Origin of the sequence: Salinispora cortesiana (assembly GCF_000484695.1) — a bacterium.
GTDB lineage: Bacteria > Actinomycetota > Actinomycetes > Mycobacteriales > Micromonosporaceae > Micromonospora > Micromonospora cortesiana.
This window is the reverse complement of sequence record NZ_AXVR01000028.1, coordinates 19,187-32,303: the sequence shown is the minus strand read 5'-3', so window position 1 is coordinate 32,303 and position 13,117 is coordinate 19,187. Positions and strand designations below refer to the sequence as shown.

At 69.2% G+C, this 13,117-nt stretch carries 10 protein-coding genes; all 10 read left to right on the top strand.

Features of this window, described 5'->3' with window-relative positions:
• Window positions 1–25: 25 nt before the first annotated feature.
• The 10 genes from nuoE to nuoN all read left to right on the top strand — a co-directional run bounded on the left by nuoE (window position 26) and on the right by nuoN (window position 13,041).
• Window positions 26–934 carry an NADH-quinone oxidoreductase subunit NuoE gene (gene nuoE, locus K228_RS0114005; RefSeq protein ID WP_025619002.1) on the top strand — a complete coding sequence of 303 codons (909 nt, stop codon included), beginning with the start codon at window positions 26–28 and terminating at the stop codon, window positions 932–934.
• Window positions 931–2,262, top strand: a complete 1,332-nt coding sequence (gene nuoF, locus K228_RS0114000; protein WP_025619001.1) for an NADH-quinone oxidoreductase subunit NuoF — start codon at window positions 931–933, stop codon at window positions 2,260–2,262. The genes nuoE and nuoF overlap by 4 nt, the downstream gene beginning before the upstream one ends.
• Window positions 2,262–4,781: an NADH-quinone oxidoreductase subunit G gene (locus tag K228_RS0113995; RefSeq protein ID WP_025619000.1), complete on the top strand. Its 2,520-nt coding sequence runs from the start codon at window positions 2,262–2,264 to the stop codon at window positions 4,779–4,781. The genes nuoF and K228_RS0113995 overlap by 1 nt, the downstream gene beginning before the upstream one ends.
• 61 nt (window positions 4,782–4,842) lie before the next feature.
• Window positions 4,843–6,186, top strand: coding sequence for an NADH-quinone oxidoreductase subunit NuoH (gene nuoH / locus K228_RS0113990; protein ID WP_025618999.1), 1,344 nt, complete (start codon window positions 4,843–4,845; stop codon window positions 6,184–6,186).
• Between the two features lies 1 nt (window position 6,187).
• On the top strand, window positions 6,188–6,823 hold the full coding sequence (gene nuoI / locus K228_RS0113985; protein WP_025618998.1) for an NADH-quinone oxidoreductase subunit NuoI: 636 nt from the start codon (window positions 6,188–6,190) through the stop codon (window positions 6,821–6,823).
• On the top strand, window positions 6,820–7,590 hold the full coding sequence (locus K228_RS0113980; RefSeq protein WP_025618997.1) for an NADH-quinone oxidoreductase subunit J: 771 nt from the start codon (window positions 6,820–6,822) through the stop codon (window positions 7,588–7,590). Before nuoI ends, K228_RS0113980 begins: the two co-directional genes overlap by 4 nt.
• On the top strand, window positions 7,587–7,904 hold the full coding sequence (nuoK, locus tag K228_RS0113975; protein WP_018217166.1) for an NADH-quinone oxidoreductase subunit NuoK: 318 nt from the start codon (window positions 7,587–7,589) through the stop codon (window positions 7,902–7,904). The genes K228_RS0113980 and nuoK overlap by 4 nt, the downstream gene beginning before the upstream one ends.
• Before the next feature lie 13 nt (window positions 7,905–7,917).
• Window positions 7,918–9,876: an NADH-quinone oxidoreductase subunit L gene (gene nuoL / locus K228_RS0113970; protein ID WP_025618996.1), complete on the top strand. Its 1,959-nt coding sequence runs from the start codon at window positions 7,918–7,920 to the stop codon at window positions 9,874–9,876.
• A gap of 82 nt (window positions 9,877–9,958) precedes the next feature.
• Complete coding sequence (locus K228_RS0113965; RefSeq protein WP_025618995.1) at window positions 9,959–11,491, top strand: NADH-quinone oxidoreductase subunit M; 1,533 nt, start codon at window positions 9,959–9,961, stop codon at window positions 11,489–11,491.
• Window positions 11,488–13,041, top strand: coding sequence for an NADH-quinone oxidoreductase subunit NuoN (gene nuoN / locus K228_RS0113960; protein ID WP_025618994.1), 1,554 nt, complete (start codon window positions 11,488–11,490; stop codon window positions 13,039–13,041). The genes K228_RS0113965 and nuoN overlap by 4 nt, the downstream gene beginning before the upstream one ends.
• Window positions 13,042–13,117: the final 76 nt, after the last annotated feature.

The window sequence follows — 13,117 nt, the reverse complement described above, 5'->3', positions numbered from 1 at the left end:
AGTCGCGAACGGAAAGGGGGCACCGATGACCGTGTTTTCCGAGGAGACCCGGGCGCGGGCCCGGGAGATCATCGCTCGGTATCCGGCCGATCGGTCCCGCTCGGCGTTGCTGCCGCTGCTGCACCTGGTGCAGTCGGAGGAGGGGTATGTCTCTCCGGCCGGCATCGCGTTCTGCGCCGAGGTGCTGGGGCTGAACAAGGCCCAGGTCGGTGCGGTCGCCTCGTTCTACACGATGTACAAGCGGCGGCCGACCGGTGACTGGCTGGTCAGCGTCTGCACCAACACGATGTGCAACGTGCTGGGCGGCCAGGAGGTGTACGACGCCCTGGTCGAGCACCTCGGTGTCGGGCACGAGGAGACCACGGCCGACGGCACGGTCACCCTGGAGCACGCCGAGTGCCTGGCGGCGTGCGACTACGGACCGGTGATGACGGTCAACTACGACTTCTTCGACAACGTGGACCCGAAGACGGCGGTCGGCGTGGTTGACGAGCTGCGTGCCGGTAACCGGCCGCAGCCGAGTCGCGGGGCTCGGCTCTGCCAGCTGAAGGAGATGTCGGTGCAGCTCGCCGGCTTCGCCGACGAGCGCGAGGGCGCGGTCGCCGACGGGGTCCCGGGCGAGCCGACCGTGCGCGGGCTGCGGCTGGCGCAGGAGCACGGCATCGCGGTCACCGGGTTTGACCCGAACACGCCGATCCGCAGCAAGGCGGAGGCCGAGCAGGCAGCCGCCGAGGCGAAGGCGAAGGCCGAGGCCGCCAAGCCCGCCGCCGCTCCGGCTGGCGCGGCCAAGGAGAGCCGACCGGCCGGTTACGCCAAACCCGCCAGCGACGCCAAGCCCGCGGGGGACGAGGCGCCGGTGAAGGAGCGCTCGTTGAAGGACGCAGCGGCGGGCATGGGAGATGTGGCCGGGAACGAAAGGGGTGCAGACCAGTGACCACTCCTCGGCCGGAGACGCTGGCCAAGCTCACGCCGGTGCTCACCAAGCGCTGGCTGTCGCCGGACGCCTGGCGGATCGGGACCTATGAGCGGCTGGACGGGTACGCCGCGCTGCGCAAGGCGTTGGGTGCCCACCCGGACGACCTGATCCAGCTGGTCAAGGCCTCTGGGCTGCGCGGTCGGGGCGGCGCGGGCTTCCCGACCGGCCTCAAGTGGGGGTTCATCCCGCAGGAGCCGGACGGCAAGGCCCCGACCCGACCGCACTACCTGGTGGTCAACGCGGACGAGGGCGAGCCGGGTACCTGCAAGGACCTGCCGCTGATGACGCACGACCCGCACTCCCTGATCGAGGGTGTGATCATCGCGTCGTACGCGATCCGGGCCAACCGTGCCTACATCTACATCCGCGGCGAGGCAGTGCACGCCGCTCGCCGGCTGCGCCACGCGGTGCAGGAGGCGTACGCCCGGAACTACCTCGGGAAGAACATCCTCGGCAGCGGCTTCGATCTGGAGCTGGTGGTGCACTCGGGGGCCGGGGCGTACATCTGCGGTGAGGAGACCGCGCTCCTGGACTCGTTGGAGGGCTTCCGCGGCCAGCCTCGGCTGCGCCCGCCGTTCCCCGCGACCCACGGTCTCTACGCCAGTCCGACGGTGGTGAACAACGTCGGCACCATCGCCTCGGTTCCGTACCTCGTGTTGGGGGGCGCCGCCTGGTGGCGGAGCATGGGCACGGAGAAGTCCTCCGGCCCGATGATCTACTCGCTCTCCGGCCGGGTCGTTAACCCGGGCCAGTACGAGTGCTCGATGGGGGTCACGCTCCGCGAGCTGATCGAGCTGGCCGGCGGGATGCAGCCGGGGCACTCGCTGCGGTTCTGGACGCCGGGCGGCTCGTCGACGCCGCTGCTGACCGCCGACCACCTGGACGTGCCGCTGGACTTTGAGGGAGTGGCGGCGGCGGGGTCGATTCTCGGCACCACGGCGACGCAGATCTTCTCCGATCAGGACTGCCCGGTCTACGCGACGTACCGGTGGCTGGAGTTCTACCACCACGAGTCGTGCGGCAAGTGCACCCCGTGCCGGGAGGGCAACTACTGGATGGTCCGCGTCTACCGGCGGATCCTCTCCGGCCAGGGCACCCAGGAGGACCTGGACACGCTCCTGGACACCTGCGACAACATTCTCGGCCGCTCGTTCTGCGGCCTCGGTGACGGTGCCACCAGCCCGGTGACCTCCTCGCTGAAGTTCTTCAAGCAGGACTACCTCGACTATGTCGAGGGCCGGACCGCACCGAAGCTTTCCGACAAGCAGCTGGTGGGGGCCCACTGATGACGGACGTAGCCAAGCAGACCGAGATGGTCACGCTCACCATCGACGGCATTGAGGTCACCGCGCCCAAGGGGGAGCTGGTGATCCGGGTGGCCGAGCAGATGGGCGTCGAGATTCCTCGGTTCTGCGACCATCCGCTGCTGGCCCCGGTGGGGGCCTGCCGGCAGTGCCTGGTCGAGGTGGAGGGGCAGCGCAAGCCGGTCGCCTCCTGCACCCAGGCCGTCGCTGACGGCATGGTGGTGAAGACGCAGCTCTCCTCCCCGGTCGCCAAGAAGGCGCAGGAGGGGATGATGGAGCTGCTGCTCGTCAATCACCCGCTCGACTGCCCGATGTGTGACAAGGGCGGCGAGTGTCCGCTGCAGAACCAGGCGATGTCGACCGGCCGCACCGACTCCCGGTTCCACGAGCACAAGCGCGAGTACGAGAAGCCGCTGGAGATCAGCACGCAGGTGCTGCTCGACCGCGAACGGTGCGTGCTCTGCCAGCGGTGCACCCGGTTCTCCGAGGAGATCGCCGGCGACAAGTTCATCGACCTGATGAACCGTTCGTCGGCCGAGGAGATCAACATCTACCGGGACGAGGCGTACGGCGACGCGGAGAGCGGGGACGGCGATGTGCCGTTCAACTCGTACTTCTCGGGTAACACCGTCCAGATCTGCCCGGTGGGGGCGCTGACCGGCGCGCAGTACCGCTTCCGCGCCCGCCCGTTCGACCTGGTCTCCAGCCCCAGCATCTGCGAGCACTGCTCGGCCGGCTGCGCCCAGCGCACCGACTGGCGACGGGGCAAGGTGCTGCGGCGGCTGGCCGGCGACGACCCGGCGGTCAACGAGGAGTGGAACTGTGACAAGGGGCGCTGGGGCTTCCAGTACGCCCGCGCCACCGACCGGCTGACCACGCCGCTGGTCCGCGACGAGCGCACCGGCGAGTTGCGCGAGGCCTCCTGGAGTGAGGCGTTGACGGTCGCCGCCGACGGCCTGCGGGCCGCCCGCGATGGTGGATCGGGTACGGCGGTGCTCACCGGCGGTCGGTTGACCGTCGAGGACGCCTACTCGTACGCGAAGTTCGCCCGGGTCGCGCTGCAGACCAACGACCTCGACTTCCGGGCCCGGCCGGTCTCCCGCGAGGAGGCCGACTTCCTGGCCAGCTCGGTCGCCGGAGCCACCGATGTCAGTTACGCCGACATCGAGCAGGCGCCCGCGGTGGTGCTGGTCGGCCTGGAGCCGGAGGAGGAGTGCCCAATCCTCTTCCTGCGGCTGCGCAAGGCGCACCTGAAGAAGAACCTGACGGTCTACGCCATCGCGCCGTTCGCCACCCGCGGCCTGGAGAAGCTCGGCGCCAAGCTGGCCCGGGTGGTGCCGGGCGAGGAGGCGAGCGTGCTCGCCGAGCACGCGACGGTCGCCGAGGCGCTCAGCCAGCCGGGGGCGGTTCTGCTCGTCGGTGAGCGGCTGGGTACGACCCCGGGTGGGCTCTCCGCCGCGGCGGAGGTGGCCCGGCGTACCGGAGCCAAGCTGGCCTGGGTGCCGCGGCGCGCCGGTGACCGGGGTGCGGTGGACGCGGGCTGCCTGCCGAACCTGCTCCCCGGTGGCCGGCTGGTCACCGAGCCCGCCGCCCGCGCCGAGCTGGGCCAGGCGTGGGACGTGCCGGCCGGAACCATCCCGAGCCAGGCGGGTCGGGACACGGACGCCATCCTCACCGCGGCGAGCGCCGGCCAGCTCGGCGCGCTGGTCGTCGCCGGCGTCGACCCGGCGGACCTGGCCGACCCCCGGCTGGCCGAGCAGGCGCTGGACACGGTGCCCTTCCTGGTCAGCCTGGAGCTGCGCAACAGCGCGGTGGCGCGGCGGGCGAACGTGGTCCTCCCGGTCGCCCCGGTGGTGGAGAAGGCCGGAAGCTTCCTGGACTGGGAGGGGCGGCTGCGCCCCTTCGAGGCGGTGCTGAACACCGCCGCGATGACCGACGGTCGGGTGCTGGACGCGCTCGCCGCGCAGCTTGACGTGCGGCTCGGCACCGCTGATGTGCCGGCCATCCGCCGCGAGTTGGGCGAACTGCCGCGTACCCAGACCACGAAGCCGGCCCTGCCGACGGTGGCCCCGGCGGCCGTACCACAGCCGGGCGCCGGCGAGGCGGTGCTGGCCACCTGGCACCAGCTGATCGACCTGGGCAGCCTGACCGACGGGGATGAGCACCTCGGCGGTACGGCCCGCCCAGCGGTGGTCCGGCTGTCCCGGAGCACCGCGGAGTCGATCGGTGTCGCCGACTCAGACGCAGTGACCGTCGGCACCGAACGCGGCGGTGTCACCCTGCCGGTGGTGGTGACCGAGATGCCGGACGGCGTGGTCTGGCTGCCCACCAACTCGCCCGGATCGACCCTCCGCCGCAGCCTTGGCGTCGCGGCCGGCTCGGTCGTGCGGATCTCCGCCGGTACGACCGGCTCGACCGTTCCCCCGCAGTCCGACGCGCCGGTCGCCGCCGACGCGACCGGCCGCCCGGGCCCGCTCCTCAACTCCGGTGGTGTCCAGTGAGGGCGGGGAGAGCACGAGTGGGGCGAGTTAGCCCCGCAGTCGCGACCGAAAGGTGGGCACAGTGACCTTCCTCGCCCAGGAACCGACGCTGGCCGACTTTGGCCAGGACCCCTGGTGGCTGGTCCTGATCAAGGTTGTCTTCGCGTTTGCGTTCGGCCTGCTGGCCACGCTGCTCGGCGTCTGGTTCGAGCGGCGGGTCGTCGGCCGGATGGCGGTCCGGCCGGGCCCCAACCAGCTTGGCCCGTTCGGTCTGCTCCAGACGCTCGCGGACGGCATGAAGATGGCCTTCAAGGAGGACATCCTGCCGCGCTCCGCGGACAAGGTCGTCTACTTCTTCGCCCCGGTCATCTCGGTGGTCTGTGCGGTCACCGCGCTGTCGGTGATGCCCTTCGGCCCGATGGTCAGCATCTTCGGGCACCAGACGCCGTTGCAGGTCACCGATGTCTCGGTGGCGGTGCTGCTGGTGCTGGCCTGCTCGTCGATGGCGGTCTACGGCGTGGTGCTGGCGGGCTGGGCCTCCGGGTCGACCTACCCGCTCCTGGGCGGCCTGCGCTCCGCCGCGCAGCTGATCTCGTACGAGATCGCGCTGGGCCTCTCCATCGTGGCGGTCTTCATGCTCTCGGGCACGATGTCGACCAGCGGGATCGTCGCGGCCCAGGGAGAACGCCCCGAGGTTGAGTTCTTTGGCCTCAATGTCACGGCGCCCGGCTGGTACGCGATCCTGCTCTTCCCGAGCTTCGTCATCTTCTTCATCGCCATCGTTGGCGAGACCAACCGGGCCCCGTTCGACCTGCCCGAGGCGGAGTCCGAACTGGTCGCCGGCTTCATGACGGAGTACAGCTCACTGAAGTTCGCGCTGATCATGCTTTCCGAGTACGTCGCCATGGTGACCATGTCGGCGTTCACGGTGACGCTCTTCCTCGGCGGCTGGCGCGCGCCCTGGCCGATCAGCATCTGGGATGGGGCGAACTCCGGCTGGTGGCCGATGCTGTGGTTCTTCGGCAAGGTCCTCCTCCTCGTCTTTGTCTTCGTCTGGCTGCGGGGCACCCTGCCCCGGCTCCGCTACGACCAGTTCATGCGCCTCGGCTGGAAGGTCCTGCTCCCGCTCAACCTGGTCTGGATCCTGGTGCTGGCGGGCTGGCTGAAGACCCAGGGCTGGGAGCAGGCGGACCGGCTGATCCTCTACGGGGCCGTCGCCGGTGTGGTGCTGATCGTCACCCTGATCTGGCCAAGCCGTCGGCCGGCGCCGAAGCCGACCCTGGCCGAGGAGGTCAACGACCGGCCGCCGGGCAGCTTCCCGCTGCCGCCGCTGGACCTTCAGGTACCACCGAGCCCGCGGACGCAGCGCATTGTCGCCGAGCGGGAGCCGGCCAACCTCGCCGACACGGACTCCAGGGAGGTGTGACATGGGCGCGATCACCGGAACGTTCAAGGGCTTCGGGGTCACCTTCTCGCACATGTTCAAGAAGGTGGTCACCACCGACTACCCGTTCAAGCCGCCGGTCGCGGCGCCGCGCTATCACGGGCGGCACATCCTCAACCGGCACCCGGACGGCCTGGAGAAGTGCATCGGCTGTGAGCTGTGTGCCTGGGCCTGTCCGGCGGACGCGATCTACGTGGAGGGTGGCGACAACACCGAGGAGGAGCGCTTCTCCCCGGGCGAGCGGTACGCCAGCGTCTACCAGATCAACTACGCCCGGTGCATCTTCTGCGGACTCTGCATCGAGGCGTGCCCGACCCGCTCGTTGACCATGAGCAACGAGTACGAGCTGGCCCGGGACAACCGCAAGGATCTGATCTTCACCAAGGAGCAGCTCCTGGCGCCGCTGCTGTCCGGTATGGAGCAGCCGCCGCACCCGATGCGGCTGGGTGACAGCGAGAAGGACTACTACGTCGGCGCGTTGGAGAACCCGGGCACCTCGGCCGGGGCGGAGCGCTCGCCGATGGGCCCCGGCCGCTACCGGATCAGCGAGCACCCCGGTGTGCAGTTCCCCGGCGCCGACCAGGCCGCAGAACGGGCGGACAAGGGAGACGGAGCATGACCACGCAGACGGTGCTCGCCGCGGCGGGTTCGGTACCCGGAGGTGAGGCAGTCACCTTCTGGATCCTCGCCCCGCTGGCGCTGATCGGCGCGATCGGCATGGTCGCCGCCCGCAACGCGGTGCACTCGGCGCTGATGCTGGTCGTGACGATGCTCTGCCTGGGCGTCTTCTACGTGATCCAGGCCGGGCCGTTCATCGGCGTGGTGCAGATCATCGTCTACACCGGCGCGATCATGATGTTGTTCCTCTTCGTGCTGATGCTGGTGGGCCGCGGCGTCTCGGATTCGGTGATCGAGACGTTGCGCGGCCAGCGGGTCGCGGCGCTCGTGCTCGGCGTCGGGTTCGCCGGACTCGTCGGCACCGGCCTGCACCGGGCGCTGGCCGACAGCACCGCCGTCGGGCTCACCGCGGCCAACGCCGAGGGCAACGTGCAGGGCATCGCCCGGCTGCTGTTCACCAAGTACGTCCTCGCCTTCGAGCTGACCTCGGCGCTGCTGATCACGGCGGCGGTGGGTGCGATGGTGCTGGCGCACATCGAGCGGCGCCGGGAGGACCGGATGGACCAGGCCGCCACCATGAAGGCGCGGTTCCGCCCCGGTAACTACCCCGGCCCGAAGCCCGGCCCCGGCGTCTTCGCCACCTCCTCGTCGGTCGCCACGCCGGCCCGCCTGCCCGACGGCCGGCTGGCCGAGCAGAGCACCCCGGAGATCCTGCCGGTTCGTGAGCTGACCGCCGAGGACACGACGTTGAAGGGGACCGAAAAGTGAGCGAGTTCTTCTCGGTCGAGCCGAACTACTACCTGGTCCTCGCCGCGGTGCTGTTCACCATCGGTGCCGCCGGGGTACTCGTCCGGCGGAACGCGATCGTGCTGTTCATGTGTGTTGAGCTGATGCTCAACGCGGCCAATCTGACCCTGGTCACCTTCAGCCGGATCAACGGTGACCTCAACGGGCAGATCATGGCGTTCTTCGTGATGGTGGTGGCCGCGGCCGAGGTCGTGGTCGGACTCGCGATCATCATGGCGATCTACCGGACCCGGCGCTCGGCGAGCGTCGACGACGCCAACCTGCTGAAGTACTGAGGGGCCTGCGGTGATGGAGATTCTGGCGAAAGCCCCCGTCGAGCCGGTGGGCGACGTCACGTACGCGACCGCCGAAGGGTTGCTCGGCAGCGTCTGGCTGCTGGTGGCGATCCCGCTGGTCAGCGCGGCGATCCTGCTGCTACTCGGCCGTCGGGCGGACCGGTGGGGGCACTGGCTGGGTGTCGCGTCGGTCGGTGTCGCGTTCCTGCTTGGCCTGACCTACTTCTTCCAGCTCCGCGGTCTGGAGAACCGGTCCGTTGAGCTGAGCCTCTGGGATTTCATCGCGGTCGGTGAACTGCGAGTGGACTTCGGGCTGCTCTTCGACCCGCTGGCGGCGGTCTTCGTACTGCTGATCACCGGGGTGGGCTCCCTGATCCACCTGTACGCGGTGGAGTACATGGCCCACGACCCGGGGCGTCGGCGGTTCTTCGCGTACTTCAACCTGTTCGTCGCCGCCATGCTCCTGCTGGTGCTCGGCAACAACTACGTGATGCTCTTCTTCGGCTGGGAGGGCGTCGGGCTGGCGTCGTACCTGCTGATCTCCTTCTGGTACGTGCGGCCCGCCGCCGCCACCGCCGGTAAGAAGGCGTTCCTGATGAACCGGGTCGGCGATGCCGGCCTGCTGATCGGCATCTTCATCATGTTCGCCACCCTGGGCACCACGCAGTACGACGAGGTCTTCACCGGTGTCGGCTCGCTGACCGCCACCACGGTCCTGCTGCTCGGCCTGCTCCTGCTGCTCGGTGCGGCCGGAAAATCGGGCCAGTTTCCGCTGCAGGCGTGGCTTCCGGACGCGATGGAGGGCCCGACCCCGGTCTCGGCGCTCATCCACGCCGCCACCATGGTCACCGCGGGTGTGTACCTGATCGCCCGCTCCAACCCGATCTTCTCGGCGAACTCGACGCTGCAGCTGGTCGTGGTCAGCGTCGGCGCGCTGACGCTGCTGCTCGGCGCCATCATCGGGATGGCCAAGGACGACATCAAGCGGGTGCTCGCCTGGTCGACGGTGAGCCAGATCGGCTACATGTTCCTCGGAGTCGGCCTCGGTGGCGCGGCGTACGCGCTGGCCATCGTGCACCTGCTGGCGCACGGCTTCTTCAAGGCCAACATGTTCCTGGGTGCCGGCTCGGTGATGCACGGGATGAAGGACCAGGTCGACATCCGGCGCTTCGGTGGGCTGGCGAAGTACATGAAGATCACCTGGTTGACCTTTATGGCGGGCTGGCTGGCGATCATCGGCCTGCCGCCGTTCTCCGGCTTCTTCTCCAAGGAGCCGATCATCGTGGCCGCCTTCGAGCGGGACGACTGGACGGCCTGGCTGTTCGGTATGGCGGCCCTGCTCGGTGCCGGACTGACCGCGTTCTACATGACCCGGCTGTTCGTGCTCACCTTCCACGGCCCGGCTCGCTGGACCGAGGAGATCGACCACCCGCACGAGTCGCCGAAGCTGATGACGATCCCGCTGATCCTGCTCGCGGTCGGCTCCATCGGCGCCGGCGCCCTGATGGTCGGGCCCGTGCCCGAGTGGCTGGAGGCGACCGCCGGACTGGGTGGTGGCTCGGAGGCCGCACACGAGACGGTGCTCTCGCACCTCGCCATCACGATTCTGTCGATCGGGGTAACCGTGATCGGTGCCGGGCTCGCCTGGTTCCTGTTCCGGCGCGGCACGGCCACCGAGCCGCAGCCGGCGGGGGTGCTGGTCACCGCCGCCCGGAAGAACCTCTACACCGACGCCGTCAACGAGACGGTGTTCGAGAAGCCGGGCATCTTCCTCACCCGGGCGCTGGTCTACCTGGACAACCGGGGCATCGACGGGCTGGTCAACGCTCTCGCCGCCGGCGTCGGCGGTGGCTCGGGTCGGCTCCGGCGGCTGCAGACCGGCTTCGTCCGGTCGTACGCCACCTCGATCCTGGCCGGTGCCCTGCTGGTGGTGGCGGCCTTCCTGGCCGTCGAGGCGGGGTGGCTGGTGTGATCGACCTCAGGAGGCGGTCGGGGAACCCCGCAGTGGCCGCCGTCGGCGGACCGCACAGTGACGACGGAGGTAAGGCCGCGTAATGTCCGACTTCCCGTTTCTTTCGGTGCTCACCGTGGCACCGCTGGTCGGTGCCCTGGTGGTCGCCGTCCTGCCTCGCCGCCGGCCGGAGCTGGCCAAACAGGTGGCGCTCGGCTGGTCGCTGCTGGTGCTGGCGCTCTCGGTGGTCATGTGGGTGACCTGGCAGACCGGTGGTGACCGGTTCCAGTTCCGCGAGTCCTATCCGTGGATTCCGAACTGGGGCGTCAACTTCACCTTCGCCGCCGACGGTATCGCGCTGGTCATGCTGATGCTGATCGCGTTGCTGGTGCCGCTGGTGATTCTGGCTTCCTGGCACGACGCCGAGTCGTCCAAGCGGTCGGTGCCAACCTACTTCGCACTGTTGCTGGTGCTCGAGTTCACGATGATCGGCGTCTTCGCCGCCGCCGATGTCTTCCTCTTCTACGTGTTCTTCGAGGTCATGCTCGTGCCGATGTACTTCCTCATCGGCAGTTACGGCGGACACCAGCGGCAGTACGCGGCCGTGAAGTTCTTTCTCTACTCGCTGGTCGGCGGCTTGTTCATGCTCGCCGCGGTGATCGGCCTCTGGGTGGTCGGCGGGAAGACCTTCGACTGGGTGGAGCTGTCGCAGGTGGACATCTCCACCGGTGCCGAGCGCTGGCTCTTCCTCGGCTTCTTCATCGCCTTCGCCATCAAGGCCCCGTTCTTCCCGTTCCACACCTGGCTGCCGGACGCCGGTGGCGCCGCCCCCGCCGGTGCCGCCGCGCTGCTGGTCGGTGTGCTCGACAAGGTCGGGACGTTCGGCCTGTTGCGCTACTGCCTCCCGCTGTTCCCGGACGCGGCCAAGTGGTTCGCCCCGTGGGCGCTGGCGCTGGGCGTGATCGGCATCATCTACGCGGCGCTCCTCGCGATCGGTCAGAACGACCTGAAGCGGCTGGTGTCGTACACCTCGATCGCGCACTTCGGCTTCATCGGGATCGGCATCTTCGCGTTCACCAGTCAGGCGGCCACCGGCGCGGTGCTTTACATGGTCAACCACGGGCTCGCCACTGGTCTGCTCTTCCTGGTGGTCGGGATGCTGGTCGCCCGCCGGGGCTCCGCGCTGATCAGCGACTTCGGTGGCGCCGGCAAGCTGGTTCCGCTGCTGGCCGGGGTGCTCTTCTTCGCTGGTCTCGCCTCGCTGGCGCTGCCCGGCACCGCACCGTTCATCTCCGAGTTCCTGGTGCTGATCGGCACCTTCTCGGTGAACAAGCCGGTGGCGGTGATCGCCACGCTCGGGATCATCCTGGCCGCCGCGTACGTGCTGTGGATGGTGCAGCGCACTACCCAGGGCACGCTCAACCCGGCGCTGACCGAGGTCGAGGGGATGAAGCGTGACCTGAACCTGCGCGAGAAGGTCGTAGTGGCCCCGCTGGTCGCGCTGATCGTGCTGCTCGGCTTCTACCCGAAGCCGGTCACGGATGTAATCAACCCTGCTGTCCAGGCGACCATGCAGGATATCGGCAAGACTGACCCGGCCCCGTCGGCCGGAACTCCACAGGAGGCGAGCCGGTGAGCGAGCTGAAGCTTCCGTCGATCGACTACGCGGCGCTCGCGCCGACGCTCATCTTGTTGGGCGCCGCTCTGGTCGGTGTCCTGGTCGAGGCGTTCGTGCCGCGCCGGCGGCGGCACGTGGTGCAGCTCGCGGTGGCGCTGCTGGCGGTGCTCGGTGCGCTGACCATGGTGGTGTTGAACGCCAATGATCGTCTGATCACCATCGGTGGGGCGATCGCCATCGACGGGCCGGCGCTCTTCCTGCAGGGCGCGATTCTGGTGTTGGCCGCGATGGCCTTGCTGCTCATCGGTGAGCGTACGGTCGAGCGCGGCGGGGCGTTCGTCGCTCAGGCGGCGGTGACCGCCGAGTCGGCGGACGACCGTCGGCAGGCCGAAGGGGCCCCGGGCGCGACCGAGGTGTACCCGCTGACCAGCTTCGCGGTCGGCGGCATGCTGATCTTCGTGGCGGCGAACGACCTGCTGACCATGTTCATCGCGCTTGAGGTCCTCTCCCTGCCGCTCTACCTGCTCTGCGCCCTGGCTCGCCGGCGGCGGCTGCTGAGCCAGGAAGCGGCGATGAAGTACTTCCTGCTCGGCGCCTACGCTTCGGCGTTCTTCCTCTTCGGTGTCGCGCTGGTGTACGGCTTCACCGCCGGCATCCCCGGCCGGGCGGCGGGGGTTGACTTCGCCACCATCCACGCGGCAGTCGCGGAGAGCCCGTCCAGCTCGGTGCTGCTCTTCGGCGGTATGGCGATGATCGCCATCGGCCTGCTGTTCAAGGCCGGTGCCGCGCCGTTCCACGTCTGGACGCCGGATGTCTACCAGGGGGCGCCCACCCCGATTACCGGCTTCATGGCCGCCTGCACGAAGGTCGCCGCGTTCGGCGCCCTGCTGCGGGTCTTCCACGTTGCCTTCGAGGGAGCCCGCTGGGACTTCACCCCGGTCCTCGGCACGGTGGCGGTGCTGACCATGCTCGTCGGCGCGGTGCTGGCGGTCACCCAGACCGACATCAAGCGGCTGCTCGCGTACTCCTCGATCGCCAACGCGGGCTACCTGCTGGTCGGGGTGCTCGCGCCGACCAGCGACGGGGTCTCCGGGACGATGTTCTACCTGGTGGCCTACGGCTTCTCGGTGCTGGCCGCGTTCGCCGTGGTCACCCTGGTTCGGGACGCCGACGGCGAGGCCACCCACCTGTCCCGCTGGGCGGGCCTGGGGCAGCGCTCGCCCTTCTACGCCGGGCTGTTCACCTTTATCCTGCTCGCCTTTGCCGGCATCCCGCTGACCAGCGGCTTTACGAGCAAGTTCGCGGTCTTCAGCGCGGCGTTCGACGGCGGTCAGGGCTGGTTGGTGATCGCCGGTGTGCTGACCAGCATGGTGCTCGCCTTCCCGTATCTGCGGGTGGTCGTGCTGATGTGGCTCTCCGAGCCCGGCGAGTCCACTCCCGCCGTGGTCATGCCGGGTTGGCTGACCTCGGCCGCGCTGACCATCGGTGTGGTTGCCACCCTGGTGCTCGGCGTGTTTCCGCAGCCGCTGCTCGATCTCGCCGCGGGAGCCGCAGAGTTCGTGCGGTGATACCGCTGATCCGGGGCCGGCACGTGACCTCCGTGCCGGCCCCGGGGCTGTTCTCGGAGGTCATGGGCGCATTCGG

What these genes read in the sequence shown, in the direction of transcription:
- nuoE (WP_025619002.1), top strand. Translation starts at nt 26, where the DNA reads ATGACCGTGTTTTCCGAGGAGACCCGGGCGCGGGCCCGGGAGATCATC.
- K228_RS0113995 (WP_025619000.1), top strand. Translation starts at nt 2,262, where the DNA reads ATGACGGACGTAGCCAAGCAGACCGAGATGGTCACGCTCACCATCGAC.
- nuoI (WP_025618998.1), top strand. Translation starts at nt 6,188, where the DNA reads ATGGGCGCGATCACCGGAACGTTCAAGGGCTTCGGGGTCACCTTCTCG.
- K228_RS0113980 (WP_025618997.1), top strand. Translation starts at nt 6,820, where the DNA reads ATGACCACGCAGACGGTGCTCGCCGCGGCGGGTTCGGTACCCGGAGGT.
- nuoL (WP_025618996.1), top strand. Translation starts at nt 7,918, where the DNA reads ATGGAGATTCTGGCGAAAGCCCCCGTCGAGCCGGTGGGCGACGTCACG.
- K228_RS0113965 (WP_025618995.1), top strand. Translation starts at nt 9,959, where the DNA reads ATGTCCGACTTCCCGTTTCTTTCGGTGCTCACCGTGGCACCGCTGGTC.